The organism is Burkholderia sp. S-53, from assembly GCF_025560745.1.
Lineage (GTDB): Bacteria > Pseudomonadota > Gammaproteobacteria > Burkholderiales > Burkholderiaceae > Burkholderia > Burkholderia pyrrocinia.
The window spans coordinates 3,412,564-3,436,289 of the sequence record NZ_CP090483.1; the positions used below are offsets into that span (position 1 = coordinate 3,412,564).

The 23,726-nt window shown below is 61.9% G+C and carries 9 protein-coding genes; 1 reads left to right on the forward strand and 8 read right to left on the reverse strand.

Annotated elements, in window-relative coordinates; translation table 11 throughout:
* Window positions 1-221 precede the first annotated feature (221 nt).
* The 8 genes from LXM88_RS20910 to LXM88_RS20945 all read right to left on the reverse strand — a co-directional run bounded on the left by LXM88_RS20910 (window position 222) and on the right by LXM88_RS20945 (window position 21,925).
* On the reverse strand, window positions 222-686 hold the full coding sequence (locus tag LXM88_RS20910) for a DUF2846 domain-containing protein (RefSeq protein ID WP_262537309.1): 465 nt from the start codon (window positions 684-686) through the stop codon (window positions 222-224).
* Between the two features lie 424 nt (window positions 687-1,110).
* A complete protein-coding gene (locus LXM88_RS20915) occupies window positions 1,111-1,581 on the reverse strand; it encodes a hypothetical protein (protein WP_262537313.1) in 471 nt (156 codons plus the stop codon).
* A gap of 12 nt (window positions 1,582-1,593) precedes the next feature.
* The gene (locus LXM88_RS20920; RefSeq protein ID WP_262537315.1) at window positions 1,594-2,256 is read right to left on the reverse strand and encodes a hypothetical protein; all 663 of its coding nucleotides are present in this window, start codon (window positions 2,254-2,256) and stop codon (window positions 1,594-1,596) included.
* Between the two features lie 125 nt (window positions 2,257-2,381).
* Complete coding sequence (locus LXM88_RS20925; protein ID WP_262537318.1) at window positions 2,382-2,699, reverse strand: hypothetical protein; 318 nt, start codon at window positions 2,697-2,699, stop codon at window positions 2,382-2,384.
* 5 nt (window positions 2,700-2,704) lie between these two features.
* On the reverse strand, window positions 2,705-5,785 hold the full coding sequence (locus LXM88_RS20930; protein WP_262537321.1) for a LysM peptidoglycan-binding domain-containing protein: 3,081 nt from the start codon (window positions 5,783-5,785) through the stop codon (window positions 2,705-2,707).
* Between the two features lie 15 nt (window positions 5,786-5,800).
* The gene (locus tag LXM88_RS20935) at window positions 5,801-6,247 is read right to left on the reverse strand and encodes a hypothetical protein (protein ID WP_262537324.1); all 447 of its coding nucleotides are present in this window, start codon (window positions 6,245-6,247) and stop codon (window positions 5,801-5,803) included.
* Between the two features lie 614 nt (window positions 6,248-6,861).
* Complete coding sequence (locus LXM88_RS20940) at window positions 6,862-7,290, reverse strand: hypothetical protein (protein ID WP_262537327.1); 429 nt, start codon at window positions 7,288-7,290, stop codon at window positions 6,862-6,864.
* Window positions 7,280-21,925 (reverse strand): LysM peptidoglycan-binding domain-containing protein, encoded by a 14,646-nt coding sequence (locus tag LXM88_RS20945; protein WP_262537330.1) that lies wholly within the window; start codon window positions 21,923-21,925, stop codon window positions 7,280-7,282. Before LXM88_RS20945 ends, LXM88_RS20940 begins: the two co-directional genes overlap by 11 nt.
* A 457-nt stretch (window positions 21,926-22,382) precedes the next feature.
* On the opposite strand from LXM88_RS20945, the gene LXM88_RS20950 reads away from it, so the two are divergent.
* A complete protein-coding gene (locus LXM88_RS20950) occupies window positions 22,383-23,531 on the forward strand; it encodes a tetratricopeptide repeat protein (protein ID WP_262537333.1) in 1,149 nt (382 codons plus the stop codon).
* Window positions 23,532-23,726 lie beyond the last annotated feature (195 nt).

Below are 23,726 nucleotides of genomic sequence, written 5' to 3' on the forward strand. Positions count from 1 at the left end.
CGACGCCTCTCCGCTTGGCAATGTCGTGCGCCCAAACCCACGCCATACTTGACTGAGCGACTGTTTCGTACGTGGGTTGGTACGCGCATGATGTCTGACTCCACGGAATCCGAGGGATGCACGTCAACGAGCCTTTTCGCTGACACTGCAGAGAGAGGCTGAACACTGCATCGACGCCCACATCCGCGGGTGTCGATGCAGGCGCCAGCAGCAACAGCACGTCACTTTGCGTCGCCGCTTTGCTCTGATTTCAGAACTGCCAGCTTCGATTCTTTCACCCCGTCTTGCCCAGTCGTGTCGTCAACGAGTTGCAGCTTGCTGCGAGCGTACATGATGCCCATCTTGACCTCCTGCCAGACGTAATAGATCTTTCCGGCAACCGTATCCACATCAAGCGTCGAATCGTTTTCCGCCTTCGAGACCAACTGATGGCGACCGGGTTCAACTTCGCTATACAGGTAAGTCTTCGCGGCAGTATCGCCCAGAGTCTTACCATCAAGCGTCACCGTCATCTTGACGGCACCTCCCATGCTTTCGTTCCGATACACGTAAATCGCCGCCTTATCCTGCGGCGCGCTGAACGTCTTCAGCTCGGCATCGCGTTGTGGATCGCCCATCGGCACCGATGCGCAGCCTGCCAGAATCAAAAACGAAACACCCAGTGGAATCAATTTCTTCAACTGCATTTATTAAATTCCCTCTCTTGGTTGCAAACAAACAGTCTTCGACCTTCAACTTTCGGGACCAACTAATCAGACAGCACCATCCGAACTCCGCTACGTATCTCGTCGTCCCGTAGCTCAACTACATCGATAGTCTCGAACGCACGTTGGTCAACGTTCGCAGATTGATTGAGCATATGTCGCCCCCCTTATAACTATTTTTTTGACGAATCCCGCCTTTAACCAGAAGTGTCGCTCGGCGACCAGCAATCTCCCCGTCCAAATTGCCCCCCCCTCGCAAGCCAGCACAGTCACACCGCTCGACAAGCGAAAGACATCTCGAATATAAAATCCCCTCCGCACTTTAAATCCCCTTATCTCTCAGAGCTTTGATAATGCGCATGTCTTCGACGCTCAATCCGAGAATTTTCTGGCGTCTAGTTTTTATTCACACTTTCTTTTCAAATACCAATCCTTGATCCGTCGATACAACATCGGCATCCTTCATGCCCCAAGGATTCAAATGCAAGGGAATAGTCACTCTGCTTGCACCATCGCGAGCAAACAGCAGATTCAACACAACCACCTCTATGTCATGTCGAAGTCGATCGAGACGAATCGTGCCCCCCCCAATATCCGGCATGCAGATCATCTCATTTATAAAAATCGAATTACCATTAACCGTTCCAGAAAAATGAGGCGACATCGCAATTCCACGATCGGCACTAATTCGACAAATCTGAGAACTCCTCAAACGTTCGATCGCCTCTCTCGCCATTTCTTCATTTAGCAGCCGCGCTTCTGCAGAAGAATCTCCACTCCCTCTTTCGATGACGAAGCACATTTCGATCTGCACCAATTGCTTCGCCAGCGCATCCCAAAGGATCGGCCGTTTGTCTGGATTTTCAGGAAACAACATCACAACCCCCAATTATCTAAAGCCGTAAGGATTGAAGTAGTAGTTATCAATGAGGTACCTTTTCTCGCCCAAGTAATCTTCAATAAGCTGACGGCGAGCAGCAGCATCGCCCAAGCTTCTAGCCGTACGAATCTCTCCCAAATACTGTCGACGCTCCGTGGCCAATCGCGCGCTCGGATTCTCGTAGTAGAAACGCTGACCGGGGAATCCGAGAGCCGCGTCATCAAGGAAATGCCCATACTCATGTCGAATAGCTGATATTGAGGCGTCTCGATCAAAAATGATGTTGCCTGGGCGCCCACCACTCGGTGCTGGTCCGTATGCATATTGACCTGAACGATAACTAATATCCACACCTTTTGCCTTTAGGTCATTAACAATTGCATTAAACTCAAGAGAGTTGTTGATCCGAGCTGCCCCCATCATTCCGATGAGACGATCTCCACCGGAATTCATTGCCATTATTTCTGAGATACCACCCAATCGGCTGATCCCGCCTGCCACAAGTGCGGCATTGAGCGCTGCACCACCAAGTCGCTCGTACCCACCCAACTCGCTCCTATGAGCCAAAGCATTCACCAGCCCGACTGGCGACGACATCACTGCACCATGCACCGCGCTGCCAGCGTCATTCAACAGAGTGTTTCCAAGATGCCCATCTTGATAGGCAGTCACGTAACGCCCTGTAGCACCGGCCGCAAACTCCGCTAAGGAAACACTGATTAAAGGCCAAATGCGTGTCACGGAGCACAGCCCGACAAGGGTTCGCGGGGCGTGCGGACGATTAAATCAGCGTTTCCCTAGACCTTCTTTAGCGCTTCTCGCGAAATTGCCGCCATGACGATTCTCATCGCGACCTCGACGTCCACCTCTCCTTCTTGCAGCTCTAAAAAATGAAGTTGATCTGAATGGTTATTTTCGATATCACGCAACAAATCGATGTTCTGTCGATCGACAATTCCCAAGCCACCTCCAATCACCATCATAAAATCGGTTTCGTATTTCATGTGTGGATTGAAAATCCCAATTTTGGAAACTTCTCGTCTACTTTTCTCATCGAGAAGCTTGAGCCCAAATTTTGCTGCCGCATCCAGATTTCCCGGAAGTTTGCGATCCATTGATATTACCTCGGATAAAAATTGTACTTAAGGTTAGGCATCTGAGACGAAAATCGGAACCACATTTCGTCCGCCAGGAATCCTCGACGCTGTGCGCCTTGCAGTTCCTGTGGAACCGCCATCGCTCCAGACCGAATATCTGCCATGATGCCTCTTCCGATTTCGTTCGTCTGAGCGTGCAAGAAGCCATATGCCCCAGCGTAATCGCTACGATATGCAGCACCAAACGATCGGTCAAAAGTTAGTTCATATGTGCCAATTGCTGTCGAAGCGCGAATTCCACGTGCACCGGATGCGACCGCGCCGGCAAGATCTTCGATCCCTAACGTCAGACCACTCGGATGATTGTGAGTAATCCAGTTCCCTTCCGCCAGTGCCCATTGTTCAGGCCCAAACTTGAAACTTGCACTTGATTGACCATACGACTGCCTCGCAACCGTCAGTATGTTTCCGGAAGCGGAATCAACGATAAAACCAACCTCTCTAGTAGAAGCTCCAAATCTCGACTCGATACGTGACAAAGTCGCGGAAGGGCCCACACTTTCGAGTGCGGGCTGTCCGCGACGCACGCTCGCGACTGAATTGAAACGTCCTCCGGCCGGTGCCCATAATGCGTCCAGAGGCCCCGCTGCATCAGCAACGGCCACTGCATACCCAGTGTTTCCTGTTGCCTGGATCGCCGCATTCGCCATCAGCCCGCCAATCGGCTGCGTGCCCTGCGTCTCCATAAAACGCCTGAACGTAGCACCTGAACTCGCGCGTGAAGCGGCTGCGTCCATCGGCACTAGCTTGGGCTGTCCGGCCAGCGGATCGAGAGGTGGGAGCTTATACGGCGCCAACATGGCGTCCGTTCGCATGGTGGCGTCTTTTCCAAGCTTCGCAAAGAATTCGCTGGCATCGGCTACCTGTATGCCCGGCGAAGCATCAGGAAACTGCGCTCTAAAAGGCTGTCCAGCCAGCACTGTAGGAGCCGCCGGAGCGCCTCCTCCAACGCCATACAACACTGATGCGCTGCTGTAGGTTGTCGGCGTCGTGTCGACCAGACCACCGTATGCGCCGTACAGCAAGGCTGCATTACTGTAGGTCGACTCCGGTGCCACGAATCCGCTGCCAACTCCACCTAGCCCACCCGGCAAAATCTGTCCGTTGACCGCAGCAATCGCGTCCTGCGTACGCCGCGTTGTCGAGTCGAGCGACGCTGCTTGTACCTGATCCACCACCATATTGCCGACGGTGGAAGCGATCGCATCCATTGTAATCGCCCCAACATTGCGCCCCAGGCTCCCGCCCCGCACCACCGTACTCGCCGCCCCGGCCGCCATGCCAACACCGAATCCGCGCACCGCCGCGTTGAACGTATCCGCCCGCAGCGCCGACGGCGTCATCCCTTTCCACGCATCACCGTATTGCAGCTGACCGATCGCTTGATTCGCCGCGTAGCCCACCCCCGACGCAATCGCGCTCGCCGCCACACTCTTCCAGTCGAAGCGATCCTGCAACCCGGTTGCCAGACCAATCCCCTGCGTCGCCACCGAGCGCGCCGCGCCCTGGGCAGCGGCCGTGCCGAACGACCCGGCCGGCATCGCGCTCGTCACCCCTCCGGCAACCGCCCCGCCCATCGCCCCCAGCGCCACGCCCTTCCAGTCCAGCCCGCTTTGCGCGCCGCCCGCAATCATCACCCCTTGGCTTGCCAGCGCGCCCGTCGCACCTGCCACCGCCCCCGCGCCCACCGCAGCAGCCGTCGACGCTGCGCCGCCGGTCAATCCCGCCGAGCCGGCCAACGAAGCCATGTAGGGCGACGTCGCTCCGTACGTCATCACCACCGCCACCACCGCCACCACGATCGCGATCACCGGCAGGAACCCGCCGCACCCGCCTCCCCTTCCCGGCGGTGGTGGCGGGTCCGGCAGCGTCGGCTGCGTATCCCCGATCGCCTGACCCGGGTCGTACGGCTTGAACGTGCTCGCCGTGTTGTGCACGTTCGTCACCTTGTTCGGCACCGTCAGCGTCTGCCCAGCCTTCAGCTCGTCCGTGCTCTTCAGACCGTTCGCGTCCGCCAGCACGTACCACAGCGTCTCGTCCCCCCACAACGCCGACGCGATCGACTTCAGCGTCTCCCCTTCCCGCACCGTCCACGTACCGGGGCTCGTCCCCGGATACGTTCCGTCGATCCGCAGGTAGTTCTCGTCGAAGTCCGCCACGCTCACCGGCGTCGTCACACGGTACTGGCTCTCCTTGCCCTTGCCCAGCTTCCCCGCCAGTTCCTGCACGTAGTCAACCTTCTCGACTCCGTCGTTGCCGACGTTCCCCACCCGGTGGCCATTCAGGTAGTAGTAGTTGTGCTTGCGGTCCCCCTGTGCCCCCGTGATCGCTCCGTCCGACGATATCGACACCCCCACCAGTTCGTCACGCCGCTGCACCTGACCGCGCAGGTCCGTCCAGTAGCTGAACGCGCGCGCCTTGCCCCCTTGCCCGCCCCCGTCGTCGTACACCGACTTCAGGTTCCCGTTCACGTCGTAGTTGTAGTAGCTCGACGCCGGCTTCCAGCCCGGCGCGTTCGGGTTCGTCCCCTGCGACACCGTCGCCTTCTGCTTCGCGCCGTCCCACCACTCGTATGTATGCGCCGTCGTCACGGTCGTGCCGTCGCCCTTGTCCGGACGACGCTCCGTGCGCTCCAGCGTCCCGTCCGACATCCGCACGTAGCGCGTCGTCGCCCCTTCCAGCACGTCGCGCTCGCTCGTCTGCAGGCCGTCCGCATCGTACTGCCGCGTCACCTGCTCCGTTCGCTTCGAACGATCCGCCGTGTATGCCGTGTAGCCCGTCACCCGGCCCAGCAGGTCGCTCTCCCGCTCGCGCACCACCACGCCGTTGATCGACTGGTTCGTCAGGCAGCCGTTCGCGTCGTACTCGTAGCGCTCAGTTCGGCCATCCGACGCGTACACCGCCAGCACGCGCTCGCCCGCCGCGTTGTAGCCCAGTTGCACGCCGTCCCCGCCCTTCGGACCTGCGACGATTCGTCCGTCCGACAGCACGCCCATCGTCACCGTGAAGCGGTTCGGTGCAAAATGACCGTCCCTGTATTGCAACTCTGGTGCACAGCATCAAATCACGCCTTCGAACCGCTTCCCTACGAAGCCCTCCTTCCCGAATTCAGCAAGCATTTTGTAGAATTTAATCCAATGCGCTACTGCTCCCATGAATTGTTCTATTGAGAACTTCTGAGGCTCTCCGTCGCCCATGGAAAAATCAGGGATATTTTCATTCGAAATAAGGACAAATCCAGACTCAACCCGAGGCGGTCCAATCCAGACAAGCTTGTCATTCACGCTCCAATCGGCTAGCAAAGGATCAGTGCGTTCATATCTCCCCTGCTGCGCTGAGACCATAATAGTCACCAGCCGCTCGAGCTGATTCGGAAGAGATTCGGCGACCAAATCGAGGAGCGTGTCAGTTACCTCCCTTACTACAATGCCATTCTCATCGTGGCAGTAGAACTGCGGGATCAGGGAGCCACTTGACAATTTAAATACTTCTGCGACGATTTTCATGGTGTGAAAATTGGATAACCGCGCCACAATGGTGCGTTATTCGTTGGCAGAAAGAAACGAAAGTCAACACCACTTGAGCTACCAAACCATTGTCCATTGGGCAATTGCGACCGCTCCAAGAACGCTTGACTCATCTCTCCCTTCGCTTGGGCCAAGGACCAAAAGTCTGGCGTTAGACTCGAGAAGCCTCGCGATCCGGGGCCGCCTCGACAACGTTTCACCGCTCAGCAACGTGGTGCACCTCAACCCTTACCACGCTTGCCTGAGCGACCGGTTTGCACGCGTTTTGGCGCGTGTGTCTTGTCTGTGCTATTTCAAGGGAGTGGTGCGTTTTGGACCAACACGATATTTCCGCTGCAAACGGGACCGACGATAGCGCAACGGTCAGTGCTGGAATGCGGCAATTGCTGGCCTCGCCAGCGGCCGCCGCGAATGACGAACACGCGCTATTGCCGATGACTGGCTGCGTCACGCGATTGCCGGAATTCGCGTAATGCACCTCGATGACGAGGGGCGCCGGCGCGTTGCAAAACAGATCTTCTGACGCGTCGAGCGCACAAACAACGAAGCCCGCTTAAGCGGACGTTCGTGTTCGTTATATGCGACGAACTCGTCTAATGTTTCGTCGTTGGAAGACCGTCAAACTGGCCGCTGAAGTCCACGAACGGCTTTTCGTTGATCGAAGAAGCGTACGTCAATGGGAACAGGGATTCGAATGTCTGGCCAGACTCACGTGACTGCACCTGGAGGAATGCATTCAGTTGCTTAGCAGAGAGATCCGGTAGATTCATGTTGACATGGAATACACGGCCTCCCCCAAACAAACCGAAGGAGAAGACCCGCTCAATGCCAACAACGTAGCCAGCGAACGATCGACCGTCTGGTGTTTTGAAGTTCGCACGAATAGACAACGCTCGCTCCGATTCAGGAAGTTGGTCAACGCTCGTTACCGGATGATATAGATCATCTTCATCGTCGTAACGCCAAATCGGCCAAGTCTCGAAGTCTTGCGGAGCAAGAACCTCTTTCGCATCAGTGCCCAAGTTGAACCCCCTTTATCAATCCCGAATCCCTAAGCAGTAGTTGAGCCGGTGTTCGCGCAGAACTCGGAGCAAGAACGATATTCTTCCCGATTCCTCCAATCGGATCAAATCGATCGAAGAAACGTGCGGCCACCGCCGGGTTATCTAAAGTCACAATCTGGATCGGAACATCCTTCACCCCTGCTAAGTTGAACGCAACAAGGCGACGATTGTCGATTGAGAACGGAAGGCCCTCGTGCATCACAACCTGAAGCGGATTGCCGACTTGGTCTGCGGTGACCTTGCCGGACCGGAGGTCCGAAACTAGGCCGTCAATCGTACCGCCCTTCGAGAAAAATGGACTGGCATCTGACTGCGTAAACCGAATCTGAGCCGGATCTGCACGATAGAAACCGGGCGCAACATCACCAGATGACAGATCAACCAAGCCAACTCTACCTATCCCGGATGACCCTGTTTCTACGACATTCAGCTGCATTCCGCTACGCGTCATGTAGCTGTTCATCGCACGATTAATCGTCGGCCCGAAGGTCTCAACTGCCGCAGGCGCGGCCAAGCTGATCCCTCTCAGCGCTGCTCCGGCCATCGGTGCTGTGCCGGCAACCATGCCCAATTCAGTCAGTGCAGCTCCACCGTAGCTCCCGTCCGATACCTGCTGCGCAAAGCCACTGCGCCAACCGCCCGTCGCACCGCCCGCCGCAGAGAACACGTCCCGATACTGATTACCCAATTCAATCAGCGGATCCGCAATGAACGCGCCCACCGCCCGCACGCCAGCGCCAATCTTTTCCGACAGCGGAGCAGGCGTCTCGAACACATTGCGCGTGCCACCCGCAAGACCACGCCAGAAACCACCGTCGGTTTGCGCGAGCCTGATGCCAGTACCCGTTTCACTCATCGCCGACCGAAACACCGCATCGTTCAGATTCAGCCGGGTATCACCCAACCACGCCGCAAATGCGCCGTCGTAACCAGTTCCATACAGTGCGCCCAGACCGCTTGTCGAACCCGATGCCGTTACATTGATTGCATCAAGTGGCAGTGCACCGGGCCCAGCAAACTGAGCCCCTGCATACGGGCTCGGCGTATTGCTGTACGCCTCAATTGCACCGGTCAGCGCACCCAAGAATCGAGCGTCGTCGGGATGCATCGGCTTCGTGTTGGTTTTCCCAACGGAGCCAGCTTGCACCTGATCCACCACCATATTGCCAACGGTGGAAGCGATCGCATCCATCGCGATTGCCCCGACATTGCGCCCCAGGCTCCCGCCTCGCACCACCGTACTCGCCGCACCTGCGGCCACGCCCGAGCCTACCCTTGTTATGAACCGCCCTACGTCCGGATTCGTACCGGACATCGACGAGCCAATCATTCGTCCTGCCTCGAATCCTACCCCGGATGCAATTGCGCTCGCCGCCACGCCCTTCCAGTCGAAGCTATGCTGCAACCCCGTCGCCACACCAATGCCCTGCGTCGCCACCGAGCGCGCCGCGCCTTGCATTACCGCTGACGCTGTCGTATTCGCCAAGCCCAGCGCACTCCCGACGCCCGCCGTCACAGCCCCACCCACCGCTCCCAGCGCGATGCCCTTCCAGTCCAGCCCGCTCTGCGCTCCGCCTGCAATCATCACACCTTGCGACGCAACCGCACCTACCGCGCCACCGATCGCGGCAGCACCCGCACCCGCTGCCCCCAACGTGCCGGTCAATGCCCCCGTTCCCGCCGCAAACGTGCTCATCCCGGCCGTCGCCGTCGGCGCCATCACCGAGGCCGCCACCCCTGCCGTCATCACCGTCGCCACCACCGCCACCACGATCGCGATCACCGGCAGGAACCCGCCGCACCCGCCTCCCCTTCCCGGCGGTGGCGGCGGGTCCGGCAGCGTCGGCTGCGTATCCCCGATCGCCTGACCCGGGTCGTACGGCTTGAACGTGCTCGCCGTGTTGTGCACGTTCGTCACCTTGTTCGGCACCGTCAGCGTCTGCCCAGCCTTCAGCTCGTCCGTGCTCTTCAGACCGTTCGCGTCCGCCAGCACGTACCACAGCGTCTCGTCCCCCCACAACGCCGACGCGATCGACTTCAGCGTTTCACCCTCGCGCACCGTCCACGTCCCGGGGCTCGTCCCCGGATACGTCCCGTCGATGCGCAGGTAGTTCTCGTCGAAGTCCGCCACGCTCACCGGCGTCGTCACCCGGTACTGGCTCTCCTTGCCCTTGCCCAGCTTCCCCGCCAGTTCCTGCACGTAGTCGACCTTCTCGACTCCGTCGTTCCCGACGTTCCCCACCCGGTGGCCATTCAGGTAGTAATAGTTGTGCTTGCGGTCCCCTTGCGCGCCCGTGATCACCCCGTCCGGCGCGATCGACACCCCCACCAGTTCGTCACGCCGCTGCACCTGCCCACGCAGGTCCGTCCAGTAGCTGAACGCCCGCGCCTTCCCCCCTTGCCCGCCCCCGTCGTCGTACACCGACTTCAGGTTCCCGTTCACGTCGTAGTTGTAGTAGCTCGACGCCGGCTTCCAGCCCGGCGCGTTCGGGTTCGTCCCCTGCGACACCGTCGCCTTCTGCTTCGCGCCGTCCCACCACTCGTATGTATGCGTCGTCGTCACGGTCGTGCCGTCGCCCTTGTCCGGGCGACGCTCCGTGCGCTCCAGCGTCCCGTCCGACATCCGCACGTAGCGCGTCGTCGCCCCTTCCAGCACGTCACGTTCGCTCGTCTGCAGGCCGTCCGCGTCGTATTGCCGCGTCACCTGCTCCGTTCGTTTCGAACGGTCCGCCGTGTATGCCGTGTAGCCCGTCACCCGGCCCAGCAGGTCGTTCTCCCGCTCGCGCACCATCACGCCGTTGATCGACTGGTTCGTCAGGTAGCCGTTCGCGTCGTACTCGTAGCGCTCGGTCCGGCCGTCCGACGCATACACCGCCAGCACGCGCTCGCCCGCCGCGTTGTAGCCCAGTTGCACGCCGTCTCCGCCCTTCGGGCCCGCGATAATCCGGCCGTCCGACAGCACGCCCATCGTCACCGTGAAGCGGTTCAACGCGTCGTATTCGTACCAGTAGTCCTGCGTCTTCTTGTGGTAGCCGACGAGGTCCGTGTAATCCGCCGTCATCCGCCGACGGTTGCCCACCGCGTCGTATTCGTAGCGCACCTGGTACGCGTCGTCCTTGATCGCCGTGACGCGGTTCGCCGCGTCGTATTCGACGTACGATTGCGCGAACACATACGCCCCGGAGATCGAGCGGAAGAACTCCGCCGTCCGGTTGCCGTCGCCGTCGTACTCGTACAACGACTCCGTCTGCGTGCCACGGTCACGGATCGCTCGCACCAACCCGTGCGAGTAGTACTCGTAGCTCACGTCCTGGCCGCTCGTGCCGCGTTGCCGCGTCAGCAGGCCGGCCAGGTTGTACGTGTAGTCGAATGCCCGTCCGCCAAGATCCGTATGCTTCATCAGACGGCCGAACAGGTCCGTCTCGTCGGTCATCGTCCGGCCGTTCGCGTCGGTCGTCGTCTTCATCCAGCCGCCGCTCGCGCCGCCGCCCGCCGTACCGATCGCCGACGCCCAACGGTAGTCGTACCGCATCGTCCGGCCCGCCGCGCTCACCGTTCGAACGACCCGACCCTCGCTGTCGTAGTAGGTCCGCTCGCGCCCGCCCACTGCATCGATGTGCGCGATCCGGTTGCCGGCCGCGTCGTATTCGTAGCGGTCGGTGCTGCGCCGCCCCGCGCTCGCGCCGCTCGTCAGCGCCGGTCGATCGATACGGATCAATCGGTCGCCAAGGTCGTAGGTGAAGTCGGTGCGGCGGTTCAGTTCGTCGTACTGGACGCGCAGGTTGCCTTGCACGTCGTACGCGAAGCGCTTGTCGTGGCCGAGCGCATCCCATGACCGCGCGACCGCCGGCTGCGCCAATCCGTAATTCCATTGGTGCGTCGACAGATTGCCGTTCGCGTCCTTGATGCCGACGAGGTTGCCGGTCAGGTCATAGTGGAAGCGCGTTTCCGGAGCGACGCGAACTTTCGAGCCGTCCGCCAGCGTGACGCCGATCTCCGGCTCGCTTTTCAGCGTCAGCCGGCCCATCGTGTTGTAGGACGAATAGGTCCAGTTGCCGCGCCCGTCGCGCTCCGCCGACACTTCGCTGAACGCGTTGTGCGATTGCATCCGGTCGATCGTCATGTCCTTCGCGGTTTCGTCGATCACGCCGACGATATCCACGTTGGTCACCGGATTGTTTCGCGTGCCCGTCAGGAAATAGCTCTGACGTTCGGTCAGCACGTTGCCTTGCGCGTCCTTCGCGAGATAGCGGTATTCATACTCGGCGTTGGTCGGCAGCGATGTCGCGTCGAACAGGAAGCGGCCGGCGCCGTCGCGGGTGAGGATCGCCTCGGAAAAAGGCTTGTCGTAATCGGCTTGGGTGTATGGCGCCGGACGGTAGTAGAGAACCAGCGTCTGGGCATTCTCGAGCCTTCTGCCGTGGTCGTCCTGCGGACTGAATTCGAAGATGCAGGGCAGTTCGCTGCCTTCGAGCGTCGCGCTCGATACGCCTTCGCCCCCGATCAGGATATTGCCCTTTCCCATCGACAGCGGACGGCCATATGCATCGTATGCGGTGAACTTGATCGAGTAGGTGCCAGACGGGAGCAGGTCCCCCTCGGCCAACGTATCCCACGTGAAATCTCCGCCGACACGCTCGACCTTGCGGTAATGGGTCGCCCCGCCGTGCTCCCAGGACACCATCAAGTGATCGGTGTCGGCCGGCTGCGCGTGGAACGTCGCCGAACCGCGCGCGTTGCTTAGATAGTTGACCGAAATCTCCGGTGCGCGGCCGTCGTCGGGAATCCGGACCTGGCTGCGAAGTGTATCGAGATATGCGCCGCCTTTGTGAAGACGCATCTCTATCTGGTATTCGCTGGCTCCTAGCGCCGCCAGATCGAGTCGCAACGCGCCCGTGACGGCATCACGCTCGATGTGTCTCCATTCATCCAGATATCCGGCCAAACCGGCCCGACGAATTCGCACATCGACTGCATCGGCGATCACGCCTTCCTTGGTTCGCAACGCATACATGTCAAGCGTGCGTGGCGCGGTCCATACGAAATTGCCAGTGGTGTCCGTCAAGAATGACGGACGCACCGTGGCTGTGTCGAGCGCGATCGGCGACGATTCGATTCGAGAATTGCCCGTGCGCGAGATATGCACTGTGTAGCCATCTCGACGCAACAGCGTGCCGGGTTCTCGCCCGTCGCTTCCGTCCGACACGGCCATGAAAATCATTTCGTAGTCGCCAGCGGGCAGCCCCCCTGAATTGACGCTGAACGAGTTGGGTTGGCTGTCGGCAGCCTTCGGCAACTGCTGGAAAGCCAAGTTCGAACCGGCCGATCGGTAGTAAAGCGCGCCTCGGGCACCCTCCGGAAGCGAATGCTGCGCAAGCGTCAATCGATTTTGCGAGGTATTCAGGTCGATAAACGCTTCGCCGTCTTTCCTTGACGTTAGGACCATGTGATCGCTAACGACAGTTATTATCGGCACAGATTGAGTGGTCGATACAATCAGTTCAGGCGAACCGTTTCCGCTCTTCGGCCTTGCGTAGATCTCCAACGTGTATTTGAAGTCCGAGTAGCGATTGTTGCACCAGAATCCACGGTTGATCTGGATCGCAGCCGAACCGCCACCTGAAGGCAACACGGCCGTCAAATTTCCCGTTTGAGGGTTATATTCTGGATTACCTACTATCCATGAAACGCGTGCCTCGAGGTCGTAAGCACCGTACTGCCCCGTGAGATCGGGCAATGCCAAATCGATTGAATGGACGACAAAAGAGACCATCAACGGGTTCGCCGGCGAACTGGTCGTCCAGTTCAACCCAACGATCGCACGCTGAGGGACAGTCAACGGGCTTGTCGGAACACGCAGGTAGACGAGCGACTCCCCTGTTCTTGCCGGCGCATTTTCCTGCAAACTGCCGCTCGCCGGCATCGTGAGCTTGCCTTGCTGATCCGTTGACCCGACCAATTCCGCACCACCGCTACCGCTCCTGGGCGTGGCATATATTTCCAGCTTGTATTTGAACAGACTACCGGCACTGGATTTGCGGTCAAATTTAAGCCCCAAAGGAATCTTGGTGGCCCCACCGTTTGACGGAAGCACCGACGTCAGGCTACCTGCCTGAGGGAAGCCGCCGCTACTGTCCGTCAATTCCCACGACACGCGCGCTTCCAGCTTATAGTCGCCAGGGATATCCTGGAGCCTCAGTTCAATAGAGTCGACGGAAAAGCGCATATTGATCAGCGACCTGTCCCCCGGTGTCCAATTCACCGCGAGCGACGCAGGGCCAAGGCCAGCCGTACCGCTCCCGATAATCGAGCCGGACTCAATGGGCTGCGCTGGCCCCACGACACTCTGCCCCTTCGGCAACCACCCACTGATCGTCAACTGCGTATTCGCGAACCGCCCCCCCTCAATCGGAATATCCACCGGACTGAAACTCACCCTTGGCGCCCCGCCCGACGTCTTCGGCTGCCGCACCTGGATCACCTGGTTGCGCGCGTCATACCGCGTATACGTCTGCATCATGTCCGCACGCTTGAGCAGCCCGACGAGATCGTCGCCGGTCTCGATCGCATGGCCGCGCAGGTCGGTCTCCATCGACTCGACCTTCAGCGTCGCGTTGCCGTTGCGGTCGTGCAGGAACAGCCGCGACACGCCGTCGCCGAAATTCGAGCGCACGACCCAACCGGCATTGTTGTAATCCGCATATTCCTGCCACTCGCCGTTCGGCCCGCCGCCGCCCGTCCGGCGCCCGACGACCTCGCCGAACGTGTTGTAGCGCTGCTCACGCAGCACGCCACCTGCCAGCACGGCATTGCTACCCGGATCGCGCGAGCGCGTGATCCGCGAAATCTCACGATGCGCAGCGTCGTAGCCGATCGCAGTTTCGTCGCGCTGCTTCCGCCCATCCGCATCCGCACGCAGAAAACTGACCAGCACCGTGTTCCCGGCCGCGTCATAGCCGAATTGCGTGACCACGCCAAGTGCGTTGGTCTTTGACGCCAACCGCCCGCCCGCGCCGTACTTATATGTCGTCACCTGAGCCGAGTCGCCATGCTTCGTCTCCTTGACGACCTGGTTCAAGCCGTCGTATTCGAACGAAATACTGGACCGCACCTGACGGTTCAGATGATCGACGAACTGCGGCAGCGTCTGGCTCGTCTGCCGGCCGAGCGCGTCGTAGGTGAAATCGAACTGGCTTCCGTTCGCGTCCGTCTTGCGAAGCAGATGGCCTTCGGCGTCATAGGCGTACCGCGTCGTCGCGTCGGCAATCCGTTCCGCGAGCCGCCCGTTCGCGTCGACCGCCGCATGCTGCACACCTTGCCGCGTTTCGCTGACGAGCCGTCCGTTGCCGTCCCACACGTAGCGCGTTACCCGATCGTCGGCGCTCGTCGGCCAGTTCGCCGCGAGCGTGTCGGCCAGTGCCGGATTCGGCGCGATCGGATCGGGATAGCGTGCCGCGAAACGCGTCTCCGTCAGCACGCGCCCCTCGGCGTCGCGCTCCCAGCGAATTCCGTAGCCGGCGCCGTCGACCTCGAGCATCTTGTTGCCCATGCGGTCATAGAGGCTGAGCGTACGGTTGCCGGCCGGATCGGTCTGCTCGATCAACCGGCCCGCACCGTCGTAGCGATAGCGCGTGACGAGCTCGCTGCCCGTCGTGATGAAGTATTCGCCCCGCTGCGTCTCTCCCGCCGACGGATCGAAATACCCGGTCGCCACGTTGAGCACGCGCGATTCGATCAGCCGATTGTTCTCGTCGTAGCGATAGCGCGTCTCGCGAACGCGGTCCGCATGAATCGGGGCGGGCGGCTCGGCGCCGGCCGTCGGCACGACAGCATCGGCGAACACGCGTGCGACAGTCCGGTTGCCAGCCGCGTCGTAGGTCCATTGCGTCAGCGTGCCTGTCGCACTCACTTCGGCGGTCCGGCGATTCGCGGCGTCGTAATACCAGGTGGTCGTGTTGCCGTTCGCGTCGGTTTGCCGGATCAGGTTGCCGCGCGCATCGTATCCGCGGGTTTCGACCGGCTCCACCGTGCGCAAGTCGCCCGACGCCGTGCGCACGGTTACCGCATCCCCTGTCTGGCGGATCAGACGACCGAGCGCGTCGTATTCGAAACGCGTCGTGCGCTGCTCGGGCGAGTACACCGCCTCGATCGTCGCAATGCGGCGGCCGCCCGCATCATAAAGATGGCGGTTCTCCACCGTGCTGCCGTTCGACATGACGGGCAGCCTCTCGGAGATCAGCAGGCCGCGGTTGTCGTAGCCGTACTCGAACACCGCGCCGACCTTGTTCTGATAACTGGTACGGTCGCCGAACCCGTTGTACCCATAAACCTCGCTTCCACCTTCGGCGTCGGTCGATTTCACCAACCGGTCGAGCTTGTCGTATTCGAGATGCGTCACGGCCTCGGGCTGGCCTTGCAGCCGGGACAGCACCGCCGACGCGTTGCCGTTCGCGGCAATCGCCATCCAGTCGAGCGTGCCTTTCGCGAAGCGCGCCACGCGAACCGGCTGCCCTGACGCGCTGTATTCGGTCTGAATCACCGCGCCGTCCGGATTCACCTGCGCGACGACGTGCCCAAGCCCATCGTAGAACAGCTTCGCGGCCACACCTTTCGTCACGCGCTCAACCGCGTCGCCGAACGCGTCGTACGTGGTTCGATCCGCATGACCGAGTGGATCGGTCTCCTCCATCAATCTGCCCGCCGCGTCGTAGCGGTAACGTGTCGCGTACCGGTCGGCCAGTTCCTCTCGCTGCGCAGCCGTCAGCGCGGCGGCGGCCAGCGCGCGGCCCTGCGCATCGACGTAGCCGAGTGCCTTGCGCTGCGCGAGCGCCCAGTCGCTGTCGGTTTCCGCCAGTTCGACGCCGCGCGGATCGACGCGTACAGCCAGATTGCCAAGCGCGTCATACCGGTAGGCGACGGCAGCGGCAACCGACGTGCCGGATGCCTGGACTTCCCGGGTCATGCGCCCGGCAGCATCGAAGGTCGCGTGCGTCGACACCTGTCGATCGGTGCCGTTTGCGCGAATCGTTTCCACGGCGCGGCCAAACGCGTCCAGCACGTAATGCGTGGCGACGCCAGCCGCGTCGATCACGTCGGTCACCCGCCCCGCACCGTCGTACCGATACTCCGTTACTGCCGTCGCGGCAATCGATGGTTTCGTGGGCAGCAGCTTCTCGAATACACCGGCCAGCTTGCCGCGCTCTCGATCGACTACCTCGCCATCGCGAACTGTTCTCCGGAGAAGTGCGCCATCGTATTCGTGGCGCGTCCGGTAGCCTTCCGCGTCGATGCTCTCCGTCACCCGGCCAGCATTGTCGTAACGCCAGTTCGTGACGCGCGTGCTCATGAACTTCCCGGTTTTCGCCCAGTCGAGCATGTCTTTTTCGCTCGGTTCGATAAAACCGCTCATCACTTTCCAGCCGCTAAACCAGAAATTGATGCGCTCGACCAGATTGCCGTTGGTGTCGAAACGATTCTGCGTGACGTAGCCCAGCGGATCGACGACGAAGACGGCCCGGTTGGCCGAGTCGTAAACGGTGCGCGTCACGCGACTCGCGTCCCGGTCATCGTTGAGACCGATACCTCGCAAATGCCTCGTGATCGACGCCTCGGTCAACGACTGCGTTGCGTCGATAATCCGGCCATGCCGAGCCATGAAGACGGCGTTGCCGTTCTCGTCGTAGCGGAATTCGGTCAACGCGTCGAGTGCGTCGAACGTGTAACGCACCCGCCCGTTGACGTCGTAGACATGGCGAACCGTCCGGTCGCGGTCGGGCGACGCCGCGATGCGCGCCTCCATGTCGCCGACCGACAGCGGACCACCAGCGTCACCGAGCAAGCCGGCGTTCGGAATTGCATACGCGGTGCGCGCAACCACGCGCCCTTCCGCGTCGAGGCGGCTCAGCACGATCGCGCCTGTCGGGCCGACCTCACATATCCGCCGGTTTTCCGCGTCATAACCGTAGCGCGTCACGCCGCCCGCCGCGTCGATCATCCGCGTTACGTTGCCGTTTCCGTCGTACTCGTAGCGAGTCGCGAGCGCGAGGCCATCCGGATCGACGACCGTGTGAATCAGGCGGCTCGCCGCGTCGTACTCGTGACGGGTCGTGCGCGCACCCGTGCCCTCCGTCGTCGTCAGCACCTTGCCGGACGCGTCGTACTCGAACGTGGTGCGCAGGTTGAGCCGCCCGTCGCCGGCATCCGTCACGACGACGACCTTGCGTCCGTTCAGATCGTATTCGGTCACGACGACCGTTCCCGACGGTTCCGTGGTCCGAACCACTTGCCCCTTGGCGTCGTATTCGAAACACGTCGTCAGGTTCAACCCGCCCGGATCGAGCGTGCGCGTCAGCACGCGCCCGGCGGCATCGTACGCGCAGGTGGTCCGCACGCCGCGGCCGTCCACCGTCTCGATCAACTGGCCGGCGCGATCGAAGCGCTGGCGGGTGACGCCTGTTGGCGTCGTCGTGCCGGTGAGGCGACCGTCCCGGTCATACGCATAGCGCGTCGTCTGGCCCCGCCCGTCGGTCAGCGCAACCGTCTGGCCGAATTCGTCGAAAGTCGTCGTGGTCTCGACGCCGTCGTCCATCGAAACCGTCAACTGGCGCTTTTCCGGCGCGTAGACGTAGCGCGTCGTCGCACCGGTGCGGTCGGTACGCGTCAGCACGTTGCCAAACGCGTCGTAGGTCATCCCGCTCCGTCGGCCGAGACCGTCGGTTACAACGACCGTATTGCCGTTGCGGTCGTACTCGCGGCGCCGCACGACGCCGTTTGCGTTGGTCGATTCGATCTCGCGGCCGAACGCGTCGTACGCCGCATGCGTGACGAGCTTCAGGCCGCCCGGATCGACGGTCGTCCTTATCGCGCGACCGAGCCGGTCATAGTCGGTCGTACGGGTCGACCGTGCACCAGCGGACAGTTCCTGGCGCGCGGAGATCTCGTTTCCGAACACGTCATACGTTCGCCACGTGACGAACGCCTGCGCGTCGGCACTCCACACAACACGGCCTGTGCGGTCATAACCGAACGTCGCTCGCGACACGCTCCCGTCGCCCAGCACAAAAACCGCCCTTCGCACGGCTTCCGTCAGCACGCCTCCGGTCAGCGCCCCGGACACGTCGCCGGACATGCGCTTCGCATAGGCAATGGTTTGCGTCAGATTGCCGAGCGCGTCGTAGCGCTGCTCGGCGACCTCGCCGAGTGCATTGACCCGATGCGTGATGCGCCCGGCCGCATCGTAGTAGTAGATCGTGCGATTGCCGTTCGCGTCCGTCGACGATGTCCGCCGTCCCGCCACGTCGTACGTATAGTGCTCGCCCCAGGTCCGCCACACCGCGTCGACCTGCGCCGTGGTCGGCTTGTCCCCGAGCGCCGCCAAGGCCTCGCTGCCCGCGCCTGAAAGCTGCGCGATCAGCCGGCCCTGCACGTCGTATCGATAGCGCGACGTGCGGCCGCCGGTTGTTTCGCTCGTCACGCGTCCTTCGCTGTCGTATGTATAGCGGGTCGCGGATGCGCCGCGCATCGCGCTCGTCGTCCGTTCGAGCAGGCGGCCCATCGCATCGTATCGGTACGTGGTCCGCTCCTGTTTCATCGACGCGGCAAGCCAGTATTTCTCCGTCCCGGCGCCATCGAGAAGATAGTTCTGGCCTTTCTCGAACACGCTCGACGGCTGGCCGTTCGGCTTCGATCCGGGCTGCGCGAACGCGCGCTCGCCAAACATCCCGTTCTGGACCGTCACCTCGTCCATCCATAAGGCGAGAACGAACTCGACGCGATGATCCTCCGCCGGTACGAGATTTGCGACATCGATCACATAGCGCCGGGCGGTCGTGGACATCACCTCCACCTTGCCGACTTCGTAGCCATCGACCCGAACCTTCAAGACCACGCCGTCCAGCCTCGGCCGGATCAGCTTTGCCTCGAACGTGAGGCGCACGGTCTGCAACTTGCGAGCGGCGCTCGGATCAGCCCGCTCGGTGCGGACACGCTGCGCGACGTTACCGAACTCGTCGTACTCGTAGACGGTCGCGTGCCCCTCACCATCGATTTCCGTGCGCAGCAGACCGCGCGCGTCGTAGCTCGCCTGCTCGCGAATGTCGTTGCGGCTCTCCGGGGGACGGAAATCGGCCACCGACGTCGACGCGCGATCGATGTCGGTCGCCGCGGTCGCATAGCGGATCGTCGCGATACGACGCCCCGCCATGTCGTACTGGTATTCGGTCAGATAGCCTTCCGCATCGAGCTGCCCGCGCAACAGGCCGGTGCCGTCGTAGAAATAGCGTGTAGTGCGGTCGGCCGCCGATACTGCCGGCAACCGCCCGGATGCCGGGTCGCCCCCACTCACGCCGACGCGGCTTGCATACTGGATGGTCTGCAGCAACCGCCCCGCATCGTCGTATCGGTACTCGGTCAGCGCCCCGTCGCCGGTCACGCTGCGCGCAATGCGGCCTGCGCCGTCGTACGCGCGCCATTCGCTCTGGTCGGCCGCATGGGCAGCGGAACGCACGCGGTCGAGCGCGGCCGTGCCATCGAGTCCTCCAGTATCCGCAAGGCTGGCCAGTTGGCCGGCCGCAAGCGGCGTCGCGTAGCGAATCGTGCGCGCAACTTGTCCCGCAGGCGTGTACACGTACTCGGTCAATCCGCCCTCGGCATCGACCTGCGCAATCTTGCGGCCGCCCGCATCGTACAGGTGATGCGTGCGTTGTCCAACGGCATCGGTTTCCATGCGCAACCGGCCTGCGGCGTCATAGGAATAGCCAACCTGCGACAGCAGCACGTCGGCTGCGGACTCGGCAACGGCCACCAGTTCTCCGGCAGCATTGAAGGTCGACGTACGCGTGAGCCCGTTGCTGAACGTGACGATTGTCTGGTGCCGCGCGTCGTCGTATCGATAAAGCGTCGTCGCTCCATCGACGCGACGCGCCGACAACATTCGCCCCAGACCGTCGTACACGAACTGCTCGGCCTGCTGCTTGCCCGGCGCGCCGACAAAGCGCTGCAGCAGGCGGCCGGCCGGATCGTAGACGTAGCGCGTCTGCGTCACGTCGCCCGCCCCTGCCCGCGCGTCGCCCGAGCCGTCCTTCAGCAGCCGGCCATAACGCGTGATGCTCGCGACGTTGCCGCGGAAATCGTATGCCGTGTCGGTGCGGGTGCCGGTGCTCTTGTCGGCCAGGCCCGCTACCCAGCGAGCCAGATCGGCTTCGCCGAAGCTCGCCTCCGCGTAACCGGCACTGGCGTAGGTCAGCACCGAAACCTGCTGCCCAACCCCGTTGTACCGGTATTCGGTCACCCGCCTCTCCGCATCGACAACGAAGCGGAGATGGCGTCGCGCGTCATAAACATAGGTGGTAACGGTGGATTCGCCGCCACCGAGGCGGGTGGTCTGCTCGAGCAGTTCATCGTTTTCGCCGTAGCGCCACTCGATCACGCCTCCAGCGGCGTCGCGTTGCCAAACCCGGTTGCCGTGCGCGTCGTAACGGTATTCGATGCCGCCGCCCGCTTCCTCCACTTTCACGACGTTGCCGGCCGTGTCGTAATGAAACCGCTGCGTGCCGCCCACTGGCGGCACGATCTCGGCGAGCCGGCCTGCGTCGTCGTAAGCGAGTACGGTGGCAGCGCCGAGCGCATCGGTAATCGTCGTTTGGCGCGCCCCGAGATCGTAGGCCAGGCGCGTGACCCGCGCGACGCCGCCGTCAGCCCGCTGCGCAACGCTCGTCACCCGGTATTCGCCGCCCAGCAATGCATAAGTGAATCCGACCTCGGCGCCGTCCGATTGCGCGATCGACGCCACCCGCTCGCTATCGCCGTCGTAGCGATAGGTCGTCGTGAACACCTTGCCGTCCGCGATGCTGTTGTCGTCGGGCGTCAGATCGACCGTCACCGTGCTCAGGCGGCCGGCCGCATCATAGCCGTAGCGCACCGCGGTCGACGTGCGCTGCGCGCCGTTCGTACCGATCCAGACCGTGCGCAGCCGTGCGAGCCGGCCGGCCGTGTAGTCCAGATACGTCGATTCGCCGCTGGCTGTCGTCACGCGACTCAACTGGCCCGTGCCGTCATAGGCGTAGCCGACCTTGTTGCCGTCACGATCCGTCGCCGAGACCAGGCGACCGCCACGCGTCGCGTCGTAAATTTCGGACAGTCGCTTGTCGCCGTCCCACCATGTCCAATGTCGCGTTCCGGCGTCATAGGCAAGCGTCGCCCGCGTACCGGTGCCGCTCGTCGCGACATAGCGCCGCCGCTGGACGTCATAACCGTAGACGACCGTCGAGCCGTCCCAGTCGGTGCGCGTGATCGTGCTGCCCGCCTCGTTCTGCTTGCCGGACAACGCGCCGACCGTGCGTGCGCTGCCCGGGCGCCAGCCGTCGGCTGCGAACTTTCCCTGGCTGTTGTATGCACGATGGATCGCGCTGTCGACGCCGCGCCCGATCAGCATCAGGTCGCGATCCTGGACGATCAGGTTGCCGTTGGCCGCATTGACGTAGATCCGCTCGCCCGCCTGACCAGCCGACGCTTCGCCGAGCTGGCCGCGTGCGCCGAGACCCAATGCAGACGACGACTGCAAGCCCAACCCGTTACCCGTGACGATCGCTACCATGTGCCCCTCGATTCCGTTCGTGATTGGAATGACGCGCTGCCGGAAGAAACAGGCACGCCGTGAACAGGTTGTCTGGGGAATTCGATGGTTGTTTAACGATTTGCGCGTTCGAGCGATTTCGTCGACGGTTTTATCGACTGCACCTTACTTATCTCAAAAAATAGGAATCGCAACTAAATTGATGCCCGTATTCAGCTTCACTTTTTTGCTTTCCGCACAACGACAATCCACCCGCTTCAGACGCGCGACACGCCACCGGCTCGTACGAATCCGAATCAATCTGAACAGTACGATGCGTGGATTATTCGCCTGATTTCGAGACGGAATTGTCTCACCCACGCAATTTGGTCAATTCACCGGTGCGCTGTTATGCTGAAGACGTCAGCCACTATGCGTGCTGCTCACAATGCCATGTGGTTAACTCATTCAATGCATCCATCGATCAGGAATCTTGACGATGCCTACCCGACCGTCAACCTCGTCCGTTTCTCCTGCACCGGGCGCTCACCGCGTCGAGCGCTTGCTTTCGTTCCTGGAAGCGGATCCCGGCAATCTCAACCTGCTCGCCGATGCGGCCGCCGCAGCATTCGACGCGCGCCGCTTCACACTGTGCGACGAACTGCTCGATCGACACGCCGCCCGCGCTCCACTGCCCGCTGCGCTTGCGAACCTGCGCGGCCTTGCTGCGCTGTCGCAGCATCGGTTCGACGCCGCGCTGCATGCATTCGAACCGCTGCTCGCGACACACGACGATGCGTCTATCCGTTACAACGCGGCCTATGCGAATGCGATGCTCGGCCGCTTCGGAAAGGCGGTCGAACTGCTCGACGACGCGACACTGAGCGGCGAGTCTCGCGCCATTCCGCTGAAGTTGCGCGTGCTGCATCATCTCGGGCAACTTGACGACGCGATTGCGCTCGGTCGGCACCATGCCGACAGTCGCGCAGCGAGCCAGGAACTGTATGGCGCACTCGCAACCGCGCTCTTCGACGCGGCGGATCTCGACGGCGCGCGACGCTACGCCGAACAGTCGGCCGATACGGCCGACGGCCTGACCGTTCGCGGTTTGCTCGCGCTCGATGTGGGCTCGATCGACGATGCGCGCGCCCTGTTCCGCCGCGCACTCGCAATCAGTCCGGGTGGCGCGCGCGCCACGCTCGGCATCGGCCTCGTCGATCTCGCGGAGCAACGCTTCACCGACGCCGCCGGTACACTCGACCGCGCGGCGGATCTGCTGAAAATTCATGCCGGCGCATGGGTCGCCGCCGCGTGGGCTCATCTGTTCGACGACGACCCGGGCGCCGCGCGTATCCGCTTCGAGCGTGCAGCGGAACTGGATCGCGGCTTCGCCGATGCGCACGGCGGCCTGGCGGTGCTTTGCGTACACGAGGGCCGCTTCGACGAAGCGCGGCGAAACGTCGCCATTGCGCGACGGCTCGATGCTTCCTGCCTGTCCGCCGCGCTGGCGGAGAACCTGCTCGCGACACATGCCGGCGACACGCGGGCGGCCGAAGAGATCCGGCGCGTAGCGCTCGACAGGCCGCTCGGCCCGGACGGGCAAACGCTCGCCCAGGCGCTGGCAAGGTGCGGCGCGCACAACAAGTGATCTGCGTCGACGATCCAACGCCCGTGGCGCACAAGCGACGGCGTTCGCGCCGCTCGCTTGCGGCCCGCGCGCTTCGCTTGCTACACTGCGCGCCTATTCCTCATACCGGACGCCAGCCAAAGTGAACAACTAAGCCTTCCCGAAATGTTTTCGCCGCCGTGCCACGCACGCCGCGCGAAGGTCTTCACGCATTTT